This window comes from Nocardia sp. NPDC004582, assembly GCF_053602115.1.
Window position 1 is genome coordinate 19,789 of the sequence record NZ_JBSGCY010000065.1, and the last position, 15,852, is coordinate 35,640.

At 67.3% G+C, this 15,852-nt stretch carries 15 protein-coding genes; 9 read left to right on the top strand and 6 right to left on the bottom strand.

Annotation, left to right across the window (positions count from 1 at the left end):
- The first annotated feature begins 161 nt into the window (after positions 1-161).
- Genes ACWELJ_RS19185 through ACWELJ_RS19225 form a run of 9 tightly spaced genes read left to right on the top strand, consistent with a single transcriptional unit; the run spans position 162 to position 9,660 of the window.
- Complete coding sequence (locus ACWELJ_RS19185) at positions 162-980, top strand: MlaE family ABC transporter permease (RefSeq protein WP_452367482.1); 819 nt, start codon at positions 162-164, stop codon at positions 978-980.
- A gap of 4 nt (positions 981-984) precedes the next feature.
- Positions 985-1,848, top strand: a complete 864-nt coding sequence (locus ACWELJ_RS19190; RefSeq protein WP_452367483.1) for an MlaE family ABC transporter permease — start codon at positions 985-987, stop codon at positions 1,846-1,848.
- Positions 1,849-1,860: 12 nt separating this feature from the next.
- Complete coding sequence (locus ACWELJ_RS19195; protein ID WP_452367484.1) at positions 1,861-3,336, top strand: MCE family protein; 1,476 nt, start codon at positions 1,861-1,863, stop codon at positions 3,334-3,336.
- The gene (locus ACWELJ_RS19200) at positions 3,333-4,376 is read left to right on the top strand and encodes an MCE family protein (RefSeq protein ID WP_452367485.1); all 1,044 of its coding nucleotides are present in this window, start codon (positions 3,333-3,335) and stop codon (positions 4,374-4,376) included. Before ACWELJ_RS19195 ends, ACWELJ_RS19200 begins: the two co-directional genes overlap by 4 nt.
- On the top strand, positions 4,376-5,371 hold the full coding sequence (locus ACWELJ_RS19205; RefSeq protein WP_452367498.1) for an MCE family protein: 996 nt from the start codon (positions 4,376-4,378) through the stop codon (positions 5,369-5,371). The genes ACWELJ_RS19200 and ACWELJ_RS19205 overlap by 1 nt, the downstream gene beginning before the upstream one ends.
- On the top strand, positions 5,368-6,459 hold the full coding sequence (locus ACWELJ_RS19210) for an MCE family protein (RefSeq protein WP_452367486.1): 1,092 nt from the start codon (positions 5,368-5,370) through the stop codon (positions 6,457-6,459). Before ACWELJ_RS19205 ends, ACWELJ_RS19210 begins: the two co-directional genes overlap by 4 nt.
- An 8-nt stretch (positions 6,460-6,467) precedes the next feature.
- Positions 6,468-7,577 (top strand): MCE family protein, encoded by a 1,110-nt coding sequence (locus ACWELJ_RS19215; RefSeq protein ID WP_452367487.1) that lies wholly within the window; start codon positions 6,468-6,470, stop codon positions 7,575-7,577.
- Positions 7,574-8,746, top strand: a complete 1,173-nt coding sequence (locus tag ACWELJ_RS19220) for an MlaD family protein (protein WP_452367488.1) — start codon at positions 7,574-7,576, stop codon at positions 8,744-8,746. The genes ACWELJ_RS19215 and ACWELJ_RS19220 overlap by 4 nt, the downstream gene beginning before the upstream one ends.
- Before the next feature lie 53 nt (positions 8,747-8,799).
- Entirely contained in the window at positions 8,800-9,660 is an 861-nt protein-coding gene (locus ACWELJ_RS19225; protein WP_452367489.1) for a hypothetical protein, read from the top strand.
- 135 nt (positions 9,661-9,795) lie between these two features.
- On the opposite strand, the gene ACWELJ_RS19230 is transcribed toward ACWELJ_RS19225, so the two are convergent.
- The 6 genes from ACWELJ_RS19230 to ACWELJ_RS19255 form a co-directional block, all read right to left on the bottom strand.
- A complete protein-coding gene (locus tag ACWELJ_RS19230; RefSeq protein ID WP_452367490.1) occupies positions 9,796-10,446 on the bottom strand; it encodes a ribonuclease H family protein in 651 nt (216 codons plus the stop codon).
- Between the two features lie 10 nt (positions 10,447-10,456).
- Complete coding sequence (locus ACWELJ_RS19235; protein ID WP_452367491.1) at positions 10,457-10,957, bottom strand: SRPBCC family protein; 501 nt, start codon at positions 10,955-10,957, stop codon at positions 10,457-10,459.
- Between the two features lie 51 nt (positions 10,958-11,008).
- Entirely contained in the window at positions 11,009-12,259 is a 1,251-nt protein-coding gene (gene lhgO, locus ACWELJ_RS19240; protein WP_452367492.1) for an L-2-hydroxyglutarate oxidase, read from the bottom strand.
- Positions 12,213-12,914: a hypothetical protein gene (locus ACWELJ_RS19245; protein WP_452367493.1), complete on the bottom strand. Its 702-nt coding sequence runs from the start codon at positions 12,912-12,914 to the stop codon at positions 12,213-12,215. The genes lhgO and ACWELJ_RS19245 overlap by 47 nt, the downstream gene beginning before the upstream one ends.
- 382 nt (positions 12,915-13,296) lie before the next feature.
- Positions 13,297-14,088 carry a TIGR03084 family metal-binding protein gene (locus ACWELJ_RS19250; RefSeq protein WP_452367494.1) on the bottom strand — a complete coding sequence of 264 codons (792 nt, stop codon included), beginning with the start codon at positions 14,086-14,088 and terminating at the stop codon, positions 13,297-13,299.
- Positions 14,089-14,175: 87 nt separating this feature from the next.
- Positions 14,176-15,531, bottom strand: coding sequence for a hypothetical protein (locus ACWELJ_RS19255; protein WP_452367495.1), 1,356 nt, complete (start codon positions 15,529-15,531; stop codon positions 14,176-14,178).
- Positions 15,532-15,852: the final 321 nt, after the last annotated feature.

A 15,852-nucleotide genomic window follows, 5' to 3' on the forward strand; every position in this document is an offset into this window, starting at 1 on the left:
ATGATCGGAACCACAATCGGTGGTGTGTTTTTCCTAACTCCGTAGTAGGGTGCGTCAAGCAAACAGTCGCCGGAGGCGGGTAACTCCGGCGTCGAGAGGGGTAGTCAGTGCAGTCGACCACGATCCCGGGGGGACCGGGGAGTCCACCGCCGGCGTCACGGATGAATACGGCAGTGGATTGGGCCAAGGGGTACTGGCGGGACCATCCGAAACGGTCGCTGGAAACCGGCGGCCGCATGATGGTGATGGGTGTCGCGGCGGTCACCGAGCTCTTCGTCGCCATCTTTCGCAGGCGCTTTCCCTACGGTGAGTTCGTGCGGCAATGCGCCTTCATGGCCAATGTCGCCGCGGCTCCCACGTTGCTGGTCGCCATTCCGATCGGCGTCATCGTCTCGATCCAGGTGGGCTCGGTCGCCGGACAGGTCGGCGCGACCTCGTTCATCGGTGCGGCCAACGGCCTGGGCATCATTCAGCAGGGCGCGCCGCTGGTCACCTCGCTCATGATCGCCGGCGCGGTCGGCTCGGCCATCTGCGCCGACCTCGGCTCCCGCACCATCCGCGAGGAGATCGACGCCATGAAGGTGATGGGCGTCGATCCCATGCGGCGCCTGGTGGCGCCCCGCCTGGGCGCGGCCATGCTGGTCTCCGTACTGCTCTGCGGCTTCGTGATCTTCGTCGGCTTCCTGACCGGCTACGTCTTCAATATCTTCGCGCAGAACGGCACGCCGGGCTCCTATATCGGTACCTTCGCCTCCTTCGCCATCACGGCGGATCTGGTTGCGGCCCTGCTGAAGTCGCTCATCTTCGGCCTGCTCGCCGCCATCATCGCCTGCGATTCCGGCCTCAGCGCCCGGGGCGGCCCGGGCGGTGTCGCCAACGCGGTGAACACCGCCGTGGTGATGTCGGCCGTCATGCTCTTCGGCGTCAACCTGATCATCACGCAGCTGTACAACTCCTTCTTCCCCCCGGCGATGGTCTGAGGCCGTGTCAGCTACCTACGTACCGCCGCTGCTGCGGCCGTTCCAACGGATCAAGGGCGTGGCCGGAGCGCCACGCGACTGGCTGGCGCGCATCGGCCACCAAGTCTTCTTCTTCCTGCGCTCACTCGGCTCCATGCCGATGGCGTTCAAGCATTACCCCAAAGAGGTCTGGCGGCTGCTGTCCGACGTCACCTGGGGCAACGGCAATCTCATCGTCGGTGGCGGCACCATCGGCGTGGTGCTGATCCTGTCGGCGTTCGGCGGCATGACCGTCGCCATCCAGGGCTACACCTCGCTGAACCTGCTCGGCCTGAGCCCCCTCACCGGCGCCATCTCGGCCTTCGCCACCACCCGCGAGCTGGGGCCGATGCTGGCCACCCTCGCCTTCGCGGCGCAGGCCGGCTGCCGGTTCACCGCGCAGCTGGGCGCCATGCGCATCTCCGAGGAGATCGACGCGCTGGAATCGGTTGCCATCCGGCCGCTTCCGTACCTGGTCAGCACCCGCATGATCGCGGCCATGATCGCCATCGTGCCGCTGTACTGCGTGGCGCTGCCGCTGGCCTACATCTCCTGCTCGCTGACCGTGTCCCTGGTGGGCGGTACCGCGACAGGCACCTTCCAGCACTACTTCTATCAGTTCCTGGTCCCCCACGATGTGCTGTACTCACTGCTGAAGGCGATCCTCTTCGTCGCGATCACCACCTTCATCCAGTGCTACTACGGGTATTTCGCCTCGGGCGGCCCCGAGGGCGTGGGTGTGGCGGCCGGTCGCGCGATCAAGCTCTGCATCATCGCGGTCGTCTTCGCCGACCTGTTCATGACCTTGGCGATCTGGGGGGTCAACCCCGGTATCCGGATCTCGGGATAGGGGGCGCACACGATGATCATCGATCCGAGCGGGCGCGGACCGACGATGCGGCAGTTGCTCATCGCCGGTGTCTGCGGCCTCACCGTCGTCGCCGTCGTTCTCGGCGTCCTGATGGCCAGATACAAGGGCTACTTCGTCGAAAAGGTCAATGTCACCGCGAATCTCACCACCACCGGTGACGGTCTGCCGGCCAACGCGGACGTGAAGTTCCGCGGCGTGCTGGTGGGTGCGGTCAAGGATGTGTCGGTGGCCGCCAAGGGCGAGCTGCAGCAGGTGCACATCGAGATGAAGCCGGAGTACACCGACGGCATCCCGGCCAATGTCACCGCGCGCGTGGTGCCGTCCAACCTGTTCGCCGTGACCTCGGTCGAACTGGTCTACAACGGAGCCGATTCCGCGCACCTCGAAGAGGGATCGCAGATCTCCGAGGACACCTCCAAGGGCACCATCGCCCTGCAGGACACCCTGACCACGGTCCGCAATATCCTCGGCAAGCTGGATCCGGTGCAGCTGGGCCGGGTGCTGGGCACCCTGTCCTACGCCCTCGACGGCAGCGGCCGGATGCCCGGCTCCACCATCGAGCGCGTCGACACCTGGCTCGCGGGCGTGCGCGGGTCGGTCCCGAACGTCGGCGGCTTCCTCGACGACTTCTCCACCTCCTTCCGGGCGCTCAACCAATCGGCGCCGGAACTGATGGGGGTGCTGCAGGATTCGGTCAAGACCGCGCAGACCATCTCCGACCGCCGCGCCGAGCTGACCGCGCTGCTCGCCGGGACGTCCAACACCATCGACAAGGTGAACGGGCTCTTCGCCCGCAACCCCAATGTCGGCAAGGACGTCACCAACGGCACCAGCGCCCTGTTCGGCGCCCTGTCGGACAACCCGGACGCGATCCCGCAGGCCATCGCCAACCTCAACGACTCGGTGCGCAAGCTGAGCTCGTCCTTCCACTGGGGTCCGCAGAACCAGATGATCTGGAACGTCGGCCTCACGTTCACGCCGTACAAGCCGTACACCCGCGAGGACTGCCCGCGCTACGGCGAGCTGGCCGCGCCCAGCTGCGGCACCGCGCCGCTCACCTCCGATCCGGGCACGCTGCCGGATTCGCTGCGGCCCAGGGCCATCGACGCGGCGGCGGGCCTGCCGATCGTCGCGCCGCCGCCGGGCTTCCCGCTGATCCCGGGCGTGACCGTCACGGGTCAGCCCGCGACCGGTGAGGCTCCGAAGCAGCAGGGCAACGACCCGCTCGCGGGTACCCCGCTGCAGGGCATGTTCCCGAACCTGGTGCCCGCCGCCCCGGCGAGTCAGCCGGATGCCCCGGCGAGCCGGCCGGACGCGCCGGCGACCGGCAAGGACATCGCCCTCGCAGGAGACGACGCCATCACCGCGATGCTCGGCCGGCGTCCCACCGCGGCGGAATACCTGCTGCTGAGCCCGATTCTGAAGGATGCGACCGTGCACCTGACGCAGAGCGAGGCCGGCCGATGAGCATTCGCAAACCGCTGATCGGCTTCGGCATCTTCGCGATCGTGTCCGTCCTGGTGACCGCGGTCATCTGGAACACGCTGGCCCGCACCGTCCAGGGGTCCACCAACACCTACTCCGCGACCTTCACCGATGTGCTCGGTCTGCGTCCCGGCGATGACGTCCGGATGGCGGGCGTGCGTGTCGGCAAGGTGGAGAAGATCGACCTGGACAGCAAGAACCAGGCCAAGGTGACCTTCATCGTGCAGCGCGATCAGACGCTGTACGGCGACACCAAGGCCCTGGTCCGCTACCAGAACCTGATCGGCCAGCGGTATGTCGCGCTGGCCCCGCCGGTCGCGGGCAAGCCGAAGACCGGTGATCACGTGGCGCTGAAGAACAATGGCGTGATCCCGATCGAGCGCACCGAGCCGTCCTTCGACGTCTCGGGTCTGCTCAACGGATTCCAGCCGCTGTTCCAGGTGCTGCAGCCCGAGCAGGTGAACAACCTGTCCAACACCTTCATCCAGGCGTTGCAGGGCGACAATGTCTCGTTGAGCGCGTTCATCACCCAGGCCGCCGCGGTGGCCTCGGACTTCGAACGCCGCGACGGGATCCTCTCCGACGTGATCACCAACCTGTCCAGCGTCATGTCCGGCCTGGCCAAGCGCGGCGACGAACTGGAGACGCTGGTCACCCAGACCCGCGCCCTGATCGGCGGTTTGTACGCGCAGGGCCAGTCGCTGCAGGCGTCCACCGTCCAGATCGCCGACGCCACACTGGGTCTGGTCGACATGTTCGGCAAGATCCAGCCCAAGCTGGTGGCGGCGCAGGCTTCCTCCAACGACGCGCTCGCGCTGCTGCTGGCCAACGGTTCCAAGCTGGACCAGGCCGCGGTGGATCTGCCCGGCATCCTCTCCGATGTCGGCAAGTTCACCCAGAACGGCGCCTACGCCAACGCCTACCTGTGCAGCCTGGATGTCTCGCTGTACGGTGTCCTCTTCCCGCGCGGTCTGTTCTCGCAGATCGGCGGCAACTCCCACTCGGCGGTGTGCCGGCCATGATGTCGAAACTCAAGTCCCGCTTCAATTCCAACCGCAATTTCTGGCTCGGCGTGCTCGGCGCCGCGGTGATCGTCGGACTGCTGATGGGTTCCTCCATCTACAAGACGGTGGGCATCGGCACCAAGAGCGTCAAGGCGGAGTTCGTGCAGACCGCCGGCATCAAGGTCGGTGACAAGGTGGACGTCTCCGGCGTTCCCGTCGGCACGGTCTCGGGCGCCGAGCTCGAGGGCGACCACGTGCTGATCACCCTGAGCGTCAACGACGATGTGAAGCTCGGCCAGGACGCCAAGGCCTCGATCAAGATGGCGACCCTGCTGGGCGCGCGCTACGTCGACCTCGTCCCCGGCGACGGCAAGGGGCTGAAGGGCAACCGGATCCCCAAGTCCAACACCGTGGTTCCCTACAACCTGGCCGACGTGGTCCAGGAGGGCACGCCGAAGTTCGAGGAGCTCGACACCAAGAAGCTGGCCGACTCGCTCAATCTGATCAATCAGCAGATGGGCGACACCCCCCAGATGACGGTGCAGGCCCTCGACGCCATCGGCGCGCTGGCCAAGACCATGAACAACCGCAAGGACCAGGTCGACCAGCTGCTCAAGGATCTGGACAAGGTCACCAAGATCCTCGGCGACAACCGCAACAGCGTGCTGCTGGTGATCACCCAGGGCGAGGCCATCGCCAATCGGGTGATGGAACGCCAGGGTCTGCTGAAGAGCCTGCTGGACAACATCGCCATGCTCAGCAAGCAGCTGCAGCAGATCGGGGCGCAGAACGACAACCGGTTCGGTCCCACCCTGATCCAGCTCAACACCATGGCCGAGGGTCTGCAGAAGAACAAGGACAACCTGGACCGGCTGCTGTCGATCATGCCGCCGGCCGTGCGGCAGTTCAACAATGTCTTCGGCAACGGCAACTACGGTGAGGTCGCGCTGCCCTGGCTGTTCCCGGACAACTGGTTGTGCTTCGCGCAGGTGAACGAGGGGTGCCACCAATGATGCTGAAACGAATCGCCCAGGCGGCCATGATCGGTGTGGCGGCCGCGGCCGTCGGCTCGTGCTCGCTCGTTCCGCTCGGAGTGAAGGACGCCGCGGGCCAGACCCAGCACTTCACCGCCGACTTCCTCAATATCGCGGGCATGTTCGAGGGCAACCCGATCACCGTGCTCGGTCTCGAGGTGGGCCGGGTCGACAAGATCGTGCCCAAGGGTCAGTACGTCGAGGTCCACATGACCGTGGACAAGGGCGTCGACATCCCGAAGAACGTTCAGGCCGCACTGGTTTCGCCGTCCATCGTGACCGATCGGCACATCGAGCTCACCCCGCGCTACACCGGCGGTGACAAGCTGCGCGACGGCGCGCACCTGACCACCCAGCAGACCAAGACCCCGGTCGAGCTGGACACCATGATCAAGACCATCGACTCGTTCGCCGCCGCGCTGAAACCCCAAGAGGGACAGGACGGCATCGGCCCGCTGTCGGGCCGGGTGCTCTACCCGATGATGAACGGCAACGGCGAGAAGATGCGCGATGTGCTCAACTCGCTGTCCGGGGCGTTGAAGACGGGCCTGGACAACAAGGACGCCATCTCCACCATCATCATCAAGCTCAACGAGCTGACCACCATGCTCGCCGAGAACGACGATTCGGTGCGCGGTTTCAGCAACAAGATCACTCAGATGACCGGGCTGCTGTCCGACCAGGCCCCCGGCCTGCAGGCCACCCTCGATCAGCTGAACGCCTTCCTGGCCAACACCAGTGGCGCGTTCTCGCAGTACTCCGACCAGCTCAACGGCACCCTCACCGGGCTCACCGCGGTCACCAAGCAGCTGCGCGACAACGCGGCCGGCGTGACCGAGGTGGTCGACGTGACGCCGCTGCTGATGCAGAACCTGGACCGCTCGGTCAACCGGCAGGGCAACTTCATTCGCCTGCACGGCCTGATCGGCACGGCGCTCTCGGGTGAGATCGTCAGCCTGTTCTGCGAGCGCGTGCAGATGAAGTCGGACGGCTGCCGGACGGGCAAGATGGAGGACTTCGGACCCGACTTCGGTCTGATGGCGGCGGCGCTGGGGATGACCAAATGAGCAATCGAATGTCAGCCCTCTGGGGTGAGCGCACCGGCCGCCGGGCGCGGCGCGCGATCGTGGCGGTCGCGGTCACCGCGACGGCCGTGGTGGCGTCGGGCTGCGGTGTCACGGTGGAGAGCCTGCCGCTGCCCAAACCCGGTCCGGGCAGCGATACCTACACGATCCACGCGGCCTTCGACAATGCCCTGAACCTCCCGGATCAGGCCAAGGTCAAGATCGGTGGTTCCGATGTCGGGGTGGTCACCAAGATCACCACCAAGGATTTCAAGGCCAATGTGGACCTGGCCATCCGCAAGGACATCGAATTGCCCAAGGGCAGTACGGCGGAACTGCGGCAGGCCACCCCGCTCGGCGACGTGTTCGTGGCCGTGTCCAAGCCCAAGACCCAGCCCGGCGCGGAAATGCTGAAAGACGGCGCCCGGATCGAGAACACCTCGGCCGGCGCCACCGTCGAAGAGCTGCTGATCTCGGTCTCGTTGCTGTTCAACGGCGGCGGCATCGCCAGCCTGTCCAAGCTGACCTCCGAGCTGGACTCCATCGTCGGCGGTCGCGGTGAGCAGCTCGGCCATGTGCTGACCCAGATGACCAGCGTGATGACCAGCCTGAACAACAACAGCGCGCGCGTCGACAATGTGCTGTCCGGGTTCAGCGCGCTGGCCAACACCATCGAGGCCAACCACCAGCAGCTCGGCCAGGTGGCCGACAGCCTGCCCGGCATGATCGGCGCCATCGCCGAGAACAACCAGGCCATCGGCGATCTGCTCAACAAGATCTCGACAACCAGTGCGGCCCTGGGTGATTACGCCAACACCACCTCGGACTCGCTGGGCAGCCTGCTCGACAATCTGAACCAGCTGATGTCGGCACTGGCCCGGACCGATCAGACGCTCGGCCCCGCGCTGGACGCGCTGCACGACATCCGGCCCAAGGCCGACGCCTCCTTCAAGGGTGACGTCCTGGCCGTCAGCGGCACCCTCACCATGCTCGACATCGGCCTGCTCACCGACCCGGCGAACAGCAAGTTCCCGGACGTGAAGGATCTCAACGATTTCGGCGGCAGCCTGATCCAGGTCCTGCAGATCATCTACGGCCGGATCAACGGGGGACACCGATGAACTGGGTATCGCGACACAAGAACCTGGTATCCAATGGCGCGCTGGTGCTGATCCTGCTGGTGGGCGCGTCCTACCTGGCGATCAGCGTGATGCGGGTGAACCCGCTGCGCGAAACCTACACGGTGACGGTCAATCTGGACCGTTCCGGCGGGTTGCAGGCGGGCAATGACGTGACCCTGCGCGGCTTCCGGGTCGGCAAGGTCGACGACATCAAGCTGATCGACAACGGCGCGGCCATCGCGGCCACCGCCGAGATCGACAAGAAGTACTCCATTCCCGCGGACACCGTGGTCGCGGTGGGCGCGCTGTCCGGCGCGGGTGAGCAGTACATCGACTTCCGCCCGAACACCGAGAGCGGGCCCTTCCTGCACAACGGTTCGCTGGTGCCGTTCGATCCGGCCAAGGTCAAGACGCCCACCCCGGTGTGGTCGGTGCTCGACAACGCCAGCGCCCTGATCGCCCAGGTGGATCCGGACAAGTTCAGCGTCATCCTGACCGAGCTGGACACCGCGCTGTCCGGCGGCCCGGATCAGCTGCGCTCGCTGGTCAACGCGGTCAGCATCGCCACCAAGGGCCTGGACGATCTGCTCCCGCAGACCACCAACCTGCTCAAGAATTTGCAGGTCATTTCCGGCACCACCGCGCTCGCGCAACCGGACCTGGGTACGCTGACCCGTAATTCGAGTGTGTTGTTCAATCAGTTCAACGACGCGAACGCCGAACTCCAGAAGATCCTGGAGCAGGCCCCCGGCCAGATGCGGGACCTCGGCGCGGTGCTGGACCGGACCGCGGACCCGATGACCAGTCTGGCCACCAACTTCGCGGCCATCACCAGGGCCGCGCAGCTGCGCACGCCGGCGCTGCGGGCACTGTTCCCGTCGCTGGTGATCGGTGCCTCCGCCATGGGTGTGCCGGCGCATGACGGCGAGTTCTACACGATTGTCGACATCTGGCCGCGCGCCTTCTGCGACTACGCCACCAAGAAGGTGCGGACGGAAGTGGCCACCGAGAACACCTTCCCGCGGTGGGCGGGCTACTGCCAGAACCCGCCGCAGGATCAGCAGATCCGCGGATCGGCCAACGCGCCGCGACCGGACGTGCCCAACAACGGCGCACTGCCGCCCGCGGGCGCGGATCCGAACGAGCGGACGCTGCCGCCGCTCAAGTGAGGGCCATAAACCAACACGGTGCGCCCGCAGCGCACCGGGAAAGTGATCGATAGATGTCGGACGACGCTGCCCAGGACAAGAAAACCGAAGACGATTCGATCGCCGAGGCCGATAGCCAGGGCAACGCCGAGCAGGTCACCGAGCCGAAGGCGACCGAGGCCGCCGAGCCGAAGGCGAGCGAAACCGCCGAGACGGTGGTGATCAGCAAGGACGCCGAGCCGAAGGCGAGTGTGGACGCCGAGGCCGCCGGCTCCGAGCCGGCCGCCGAGCCGAAGGCGGGCGGCAAGTCCGGCCTGCTGTCGGCGGTGTCGGTGCCGCTGGTCGCGCTCGGCGGGCTCGGTGTGGTGGCGGTGGCCGCGATCGCCGGGGCCGCCGGATTCTGGTGGCAGTCCCACGACCGCGCCCAGCAGCTCGACGCCCGCGACGACGCCACCTCGGCGGCGTGCGGCTTCGTGCGCACCCTCACCGCGTACGACGAGAAGTCGCTGCCCGACTTCGCCGCCCGGATGAAGTCGCAGATCGCCGATGGCGGTGAGTTCGCGCAGAGCTTCGAGCCGGTGGCCTCGGATCTGCAGGACCTGCTGATCAAGCAGCACGCCAAGGCGACGCTGGGCATGCTGCGCTGCGCCTACGAGAACGGCGACGCGAACAAGGCGACCATCCTGGTAGACGTGCTCCAGACCGCCACCAACGATCTGCACGCCCAGCCGGTCGTGCTGCCGCTGCCCTCCTACGTCGAGCTGGAGAAGAAGGGCGACAAGTGGCTGGTCACCAAGTACCGCACGGTCTACGGCAATGATGACAGCGCCATCCCCGGCGCGGGTGGCGACAAGCAGGGCGTCCAGCCCTCGGGTCAGGCGACTCCCCCGGCGCAGCCCGCGCCGACGCCCGCGGCCCCCAAGCCCGGCAGCTGAGTAGTCCGCGTACAGCGTGAGAAAGGGCCCGCCTCCGGATCTTCCGGAGGCGGGCCCTTCTGGTCGTGTCGCGGCGTCATCACCGCAGGTAGGCGGGCTACACCGACGTCTTCGGGGCAAGCGTGCGCGCGGTCCTCAGAACAGTGTGAGTGCCTCGGTGACAGGCGCTTTGGCGGCCGCGGCCCGGCGGCGCGGGGTGGCGGGCGCGGAATGCGCGGTCGCGCCGATCTTCTCGGCCGGGTCCACGGGCGCGGTCACCGGCAGCGGCTCGGTCTTGGGCTCCGCGACCGGGATCGGCGCGGTGGGCGGATCGAAGGGCTCCGGCTGCCCGGCATCGGAGTCGGTCGTCTTCCCGGTGGCGGCGGCCTGGCGGGCGGCCTGTCCGGCCAGGGTGTCGGCCTGCTCGTTGAAGTAGTTGCCGACGTGGCCGCGCACCCAGCGGAACCGGACCGGGCCGGGGCGGGTGGCGATGGCGCGGTCGATCTGCTGGATCAGCTCGACATTCTTGACCGCCGCGCCGGTGGAGGTCTTCCAGCCGTTGTTGCGCCAGCCGTTGATCCACTCGGAGGCGCATTTGATGGCGTAGAGCGAATCGCTCTCGATGAGTAGGGGTTCGGCGTTCGGATGGGCCCGGACGGCCTCGAGTAGCGCGCGCAGCTCCGCGATCTGATTGGTGCCCGAGGGCCCGCCGCCGCTGGCCGAGCCGCCCGCATGATTGACCCAGGCCCAGCCGATCGCCCCGCCCGGATTGCGCAGGCATGATCCGTCGGTGCTCACGATGATCATGCGGCCTACCCTACGCGATCCGGCCGACAAGATCGGTGCCGTGGAATTCCTCTATCTCCCTGCGCAATTGCGATTCGGTCCGCCGGGTCGTGGCCTGCACCAATGCGGCCAGCATCGCGGAGAACAACTTGCCGGTGACGCCGCGCGGCGCCCAGTACTCGGTCTCCGAGGTCAGCACCGCGCGCCCGTACCCGAGCGGGTCGAAGCGCAGGGTGATGACACAGAAGTCGGAGCACGCCGACGCCGGCTTCCCCTTCCGGCGTCGGCGCAGTGTGTACTCGATGACCGCGTTGCGGCGGTAGTCGGTGATCTCACACTCGATCGTGGGATGCCACAGGCCGACGCGCAGGGTCGCGGCGAAGACCGCTCCGAGACCATGGTCGGAATCCCCGACCGGCTCGAAGGCGGCCACGCCGAACGCCCAGTCCGGCACGAACTGATGGTTGTCCGTATATGTGAACGCGACTTCCACCGGTGCGCCGACATCACTCGCGTACTTGAAATGGCCCATAGGCTGCTCCCTGTCCCACGGCTGCCATTAAAAGTACTACAGCAATCCTATTTATTGAACGAAGTCGTCCAATCGATCCACGATGTACTCGGCGATCGGCAGCGCGGAGGTGGCCGCCGGGGACGGGGCGTTGAGCACGTGCACCGTGCGCGGCGTGCGCTCGAGCAGGAAGTCGTGAGCCAGGCTACCGTCGCGCAGCACCGCTTGGGCGCGGATGCCGGCCTCCCGCGGCAACAGGTCGGCGACCGTCAACTCCGGGCAGTAGCGGCGGCATTCGGCCAGGTAACCGCGCTTGAACAGGGAGTTGCGCAGTTCCCGCAGCCCGGTGCGGACATGGGCGGCGGCCACTCGGTGAAAACCGCGGTAGCCCAGGATCTCCCGGGCGTCGCGCAGGTTCACGCTGCCCTTGCGGTAGCCTTCCCGGGCCAGGCCGAGCACGGCATTGGGCCCGACGGTCAGCGCGCCGTCGATGGTGGGGCTCAGATGCACGCCGAGGAACGGCAATTCGGGATCCGGGATCGGGTAGATGAGGGTGTTCACCAGATCTTTGCGGTGCGGCGGCAACTGGTAGTACTCGCCGCGGAAGGGCACGATGCGCAGCTCGATGTCCAGGCCCGCCAGTCGCGCCATCCGGTCGGCCTGCAGACCCGCGCACACCACCAGCCGCCGCGTCTGCCAGGTGCCGGTCGGACCGGAAATGGTTACCGCTGAGTCTGTTTCGGTGATGGCGGTGATCTCCGCGTTCACCGCGATCTCACCACCGGCCGCGCGCACGTCCGCGGCCAGCGCCCGGGTCACCTGGCCGTAGTCGATGATGCCGGTGCTCGCCACGAACAGCGCCCCGACCCCGGCGATCCGCGGCTCCCGCCGCACCAGTTCGGCGGCGTCGAGCAACTCCACCTCGACCCCGTTGGCGACCGACCGCTCGTAGAGCGCGAGCATCCGCGCGTGCTCCCCGGCATCGGTGGCCACCAGCAGTTTTCCGCACTCCTCGAACGGAATCTCGTGTGCCGCCGCGAATCGCTTGGTCAGCTCCGCGCCGCGCACGCACAGCCGCGCCTTCAGGCTGCCGGGCTCGTAGTAGATGCCGGAGTGGATGACCCCGCTGTTGTGCCCGGTCTGGTGCCGGCCCAGCTCCCCGGCCTTCTCCACCAGCAGCAGGCTCGCCCCCGGGTGACGCTCGAGCACGCGGTGCGCGGTCGCCACCCCGACGATGCCCCCGCCGATCACGCAGTAGTCGTACACACCGGAAGTCTCACACAGTGACGGTCGCGGAGTCTTCCCCGTGCACGGCGTTCGCATCGGCCGCGGCCGGCACCGGATGCCGCGCGATCTGCAGGCCGTAGGTGCCCAGCGCCGGATCCGACAGCGTCAGGGTCACATCGCCGTGGCTGTCCACATCGGTGCGCAGCCGGGTATTGGCGGTCGGGTCGGTGGTGATCCCCAGCTGCTGCCCGAGCGGCGAGTTGAGCAGGACGTCGGCCACGGTGGCGAAGACATTGGTGTCGAGGGTGAGGGTCACCGTCTCGTGCTGAACACCCGCCAGCTGCGCGCCCACATAGGTGGTGCCGAGCTGGAGCTGACCGGCCAGCGGTCGCGGCGCCTCGGCCGCGGGAGCGCTGCCGAGGATGTGGTCCGGAATCGCCTGCGCCCCCACCGGTTCCAGCGGATATCCGCCGAAAAGCGAGGTCAGCGCGATCTTCTCGGCGATCGGCGCGCCGAGCTGCAGGCCCGGCCGATCGGCGGCGGGGCCGGGTGCGGCGAGCGCCGGGCCGCCGGCCGGTGTGGTGGTCGTGAGTTTGCCGGGCCGCTGGGCCATCTCGTTGGCGATGTACGAGCCCGCCGCGACGGTCAGCCCGATGCTGGCCATGCTGGCGGTGACGATGGCGCTGTAGCGGATCACCTGGGCCGTACGCCGGGTCGACCGGGCGGCCTGGGTCGCTAGTTGATGCGACATGACTGGTGCGTCCTCTCCCTCTCCCCTGGGGCCCCCTGCGCGACGCAGACCCGCACCATTGAAAGTCGTACGCGCGTCCAGATTACGGTGGCGGCGGGTACCACATGCCGTAGGTGAGACCAGGATCACTCTCGGGAAAGGTTGGGCATCATCAGGTTTTCGGCAGCGAAAGCCTGGGTAAAAACTTGTTAGCGGCGAGCGCCAACTCGACTGCCATCGAAGAGACCTCCGGCCAACGGCGTCCGGTCGGCACCAGGCACGGCGCACCCAGGCTGGCGCTCGCTCGCTCCCTCCCAGCTGGTCGGGACCACCCCGGACCGTTGGGAGACAAAGCCCCTGTGGGAATTGGGGATTCTGGTCGGAGGCCGGGATCGGCGGCGGGTCAGGTGAACTGACCCGCCGCTCGGCCGTTTCCGGGCGGACCGGCGAAGGCCTGGGCCAGGCCCAGCCATTCCAGCGCGTCCGCGCCCCGGACCTCGAGCGCCAGATCGTCGAGATGGCGACGCTGGGTGACCACCAGGCAGAAATCCAGGGCGGGTCCGCTGACCCGCTGCGCGGCATCCTCCGGCCCCCAGGTCCACCGGGTCCCGTCGGGCGCGGTCAGCTCGACCCGGAACTCCTCGCCGGGCGCGGCCTTGTCGTGCATCAGGTAGGCGTAATTCCGGGTCCGCACGCCGATGTGCGCGATGTGCCGCAGCCGGGCGGTGGACTCCCGGGTGCGCCCGAGCGTGTCGGCGACGTCCTGTCCGTGCGCCCAGGTCTCCATCAGGCGGGCGGTGACCATGGAGGCGGGGCTCATGGGCGGGCCGAACCAGGGCAGCTTGGTTCCGGCCGGGACCGTGCGCAGCGCCTCCACCAGAGCGGCGTGGTCGCGACGCCAGTTGGCGAGCAATTGCGGCGCAGGGGTTTTCGCGCCCTCCTCGGCGGCCTCGTCCACGAAGGTGAGGGCCTTCGGCAGCGCCGCCTGGACCAGCTTGTCGAATTCGGCCGCATCGGTGACCGCGATGGTGGCGACCTGATCGGTCCAGTTCAGGTGGGCGATCTGGTGCGCGATGGTCCACCCGGCGGCGGGGGTGTCGCGCTCCCAGCCGGTCGGATCCAGGTCCGCGATCAGCCGATCGAGATCGGCGCATTCGGCGGTGAAGTCGGCGAGCAATGCCTCGAGATCGGCCACGGGCCCAGCATCGCAGTCGTCCCGGAAAAATGCAAGCACGCGTGCTTGATTTCCCGGGCTGCCGGAGGATTGCCCCGAAAGTGCTGTCTACCAGCCGAAAAGGATCAGATGCACGGCCCCGACCACCAGGCCCAGGGCCGCACCGTGCAGATACAGCAGCCAGGCATCCTGCTCGATGGAGGCGTAGAACATCTCCATGAACTCGCCCGGCGTGAGCTGCTGCAACTTGCGGGCCGCGAACTCGTCGATCTTCTTGGCCTGCGCGGCCGCGAATTCCGGATCGTCGGCCAGGGTCGGGGCCAGTCCCACCGCGGCGGTGGTCGCGCCGATCTTCAGATTGTCGAACTGCCGCTTGCCGAACACCGTCCGCACCACCGAATGGGTCACCCCGAGCTGACGGTGGATCTCCTGGGCGATGAGCCGCTCCAGGATCTGCCGGGTCTTGTCGCCATTGGGGCCGTCGAGCAGTTCGCCGGCCAGATTCGGCAGCGTGAGCACCTGGTAGGCCAGGATGTGCGCGAGATCGGCCGCGGCCTCCGGTTGCCGCTTGGCCAGCAGCGCCTGCTTCCACAGGTACTTGTAGCGCGGTTGCGGATCGCCCGGCTCGAACACCACCTTGACCGCGATGACGTTCACGATCACGCCGATCGCGGCGGTCACGCTCAGGATCACCAGCCAGGCCGGAATCCAGTGCAGCACGGGAAGATCGTGGTGCACATGCATGTACAGGGCCAGCAGCAGGCCGAAGGGCGCGCCCAGCAGGCCCACGCGCACCATGAACTTCAGTTCCGGCGCGGCGATGGTGGTGGTCAGATCCTTGAGGATCTCCGGGTTGTCGCGCAGGTAGCGGATGACGAAGTCCTTGATGTCGATCAGCTGGTCGACATTGTCGCCGAGCTGGTCGAAGGCCCGGCGGGCCAGGGTCGGCAGCTCCCGTTCGATGCGCTGGTACAGGGCGTTGCGCACGGACTTGGGCACCGCGCCCCACAGATCCGGGTTCTCCTGCTTCATGATCGCGTCGACCATGTCCGGAACCTGTTTGCGGCCGACCTCGGTGATGTAGTCGGCGATGCCCTCGAGGTCGAGCTCGTGGATGAAGTCCTTGGGACTGCCGATCCGCATCAGCGCCTTGTCCACGCAGATGCTGGCCATCTTCTCGGCGCGCGCCGGAATGAAGCCCTGGAAGCCGAGCTGCCTGCCGTCGCCGGAGAAGGTGGGCAGCACCTGGACGCGGCGCGGCAGGTAGGGGTAGAGGATCTCGAGGCCGGGCACCCGGAAACCCTTGAAGTAGACCGGCCAGAACAACATCAGCACGCCGGTCCAGTTGGTGAGCCAGCCGGCGATGGCGCTGAAGATGGGGAAGCTGATCAGATCGACCACGAGCTTGGACTGGCCCGTCAGTTGTTCCCAGTCCAGGAACAGGCCCGAGGCCAGTGTCGTCATAGCGGGGTCCCCCTACGGCCGAGCTCGTGGTGAGAAATCAGATCACCAACACTCTCATCGGGTCGTGTCGCTGTCAAAAGGTCCTGGCCTGGAAGAACGTGTCGTGTCGCGCCGGTGTGGGCGGGGTCATGGCGACGTACTCTGCGGCGGGTCCGGGAGTTCGGAATACTGGTCAACCGACCAGGGTGGCAGGCAGGGAGCAGAGCATGACCGTCGATCGTCGGGCTTTCATCGGCGGCACCGGAAGCGGAAGGTCGCGACCGGGGAGATGCCCGGTACCGAGGTGACCTCGAGCGCGGCGTCGCCGTCGAGCATGCAGCC

Excerpts from the sequence above, each read along its gene's own strand:
- ACWELJ_RS19185 (WP_452367482.1), top strand. The coding sequence starts at position 162 with ATGAATACGGCAGTGGATTGGGCCAAGGGGTACTGGCGGGACCATCCG.
- ACWELJ_RS19195 (WP_452367484.1), top strand. The coding sequence starts at position 1,861 with ATGATCATCGATCCGAGCGGGCGCGGACCGACGATGCGGCAGTTGCTC.
- ACWELJ_RS19200 (WP_452367485.1), top strand. The coding sequence starts at position 3,333 with ATGAGCATTCGCAAACCGCTGATCGGCTTCGGCATCTTCGCGATCGTG.
- ACWELJ_RS19205 (WP_452367498.1), top strand. The coding sequence starts at position 4,376 with ATGTCGAAACTCAAGTCCCGCTTCAATTCCAACCGCAATTTCTGGCTC.
- ACWELJ_RS19210 (WP_452367486.1), top strand. The coding sequence starts at position 5,368 with ATGATGCTGAAACGAATCGCCCAGGCGGCCATGATCGGTGTGGCGGCC.
- ACWELJ_RS19215 (WP_452367487.1), top strand. The coding sequence starts at position 6,468 with ATGTCAGCCCTCTGGGGTGAGCGCACCGGCCGCCGGGCGCGGCGCGCG.
- ACWELJ_RS19220 (WP_452367488.1), top strand. The coding sequence starts at position 7,574 with ATGAACTGGGTATCGCGACACAAGAACCTGGTATCCAATGGCGCGCTG.
- ACWELJ_RS19225 (WP_452367489.1), top strand. The coding sequence starts at position 8,800 with ATGTCGGACGACGCTGCCCAGGACAAGAAAACCGAAGACGATTCGATC.
- ACWELJ_RS19230 (WP_452367490.1), bottom strand. The coding sequence starts at position 10,446 with ATGATCATCGTGAGCACCGACGGATCATGCCTGCGCAATCCGGGCGGG.
- ACWELJ_RS19235 (WP_452367491.1), bottom strand. The coding sequence starts at position 10,957 with ATGGGCCATTTCAAGTACGCGAGTGATGTCGGCGCACCGGTGGAAGTC.
- lhgO (WP_452367492.1), bottom strand. The coding sequence starts at position 12,259 with ATGCGAACGCCGTGCACGGGGAAGACTCCGCGACCGTCACTGTGTGAG.
- ACWELJ_RS19245 (WP_452367493.1), bottom strand. The coding sequence starts at position 12,914 with ATGTCGCATCAACTAGCGACCCAGGCCGCCCGGTCGACCCGGCGTACG.
- ACWELJ_RS19255 (WP_452367495.1), bottom strand. The coding sequence starts at position 15,531 with ATGACGACACTGGCCTCGGGCCTGTTCCTGGACTGGGAACAACTGACG.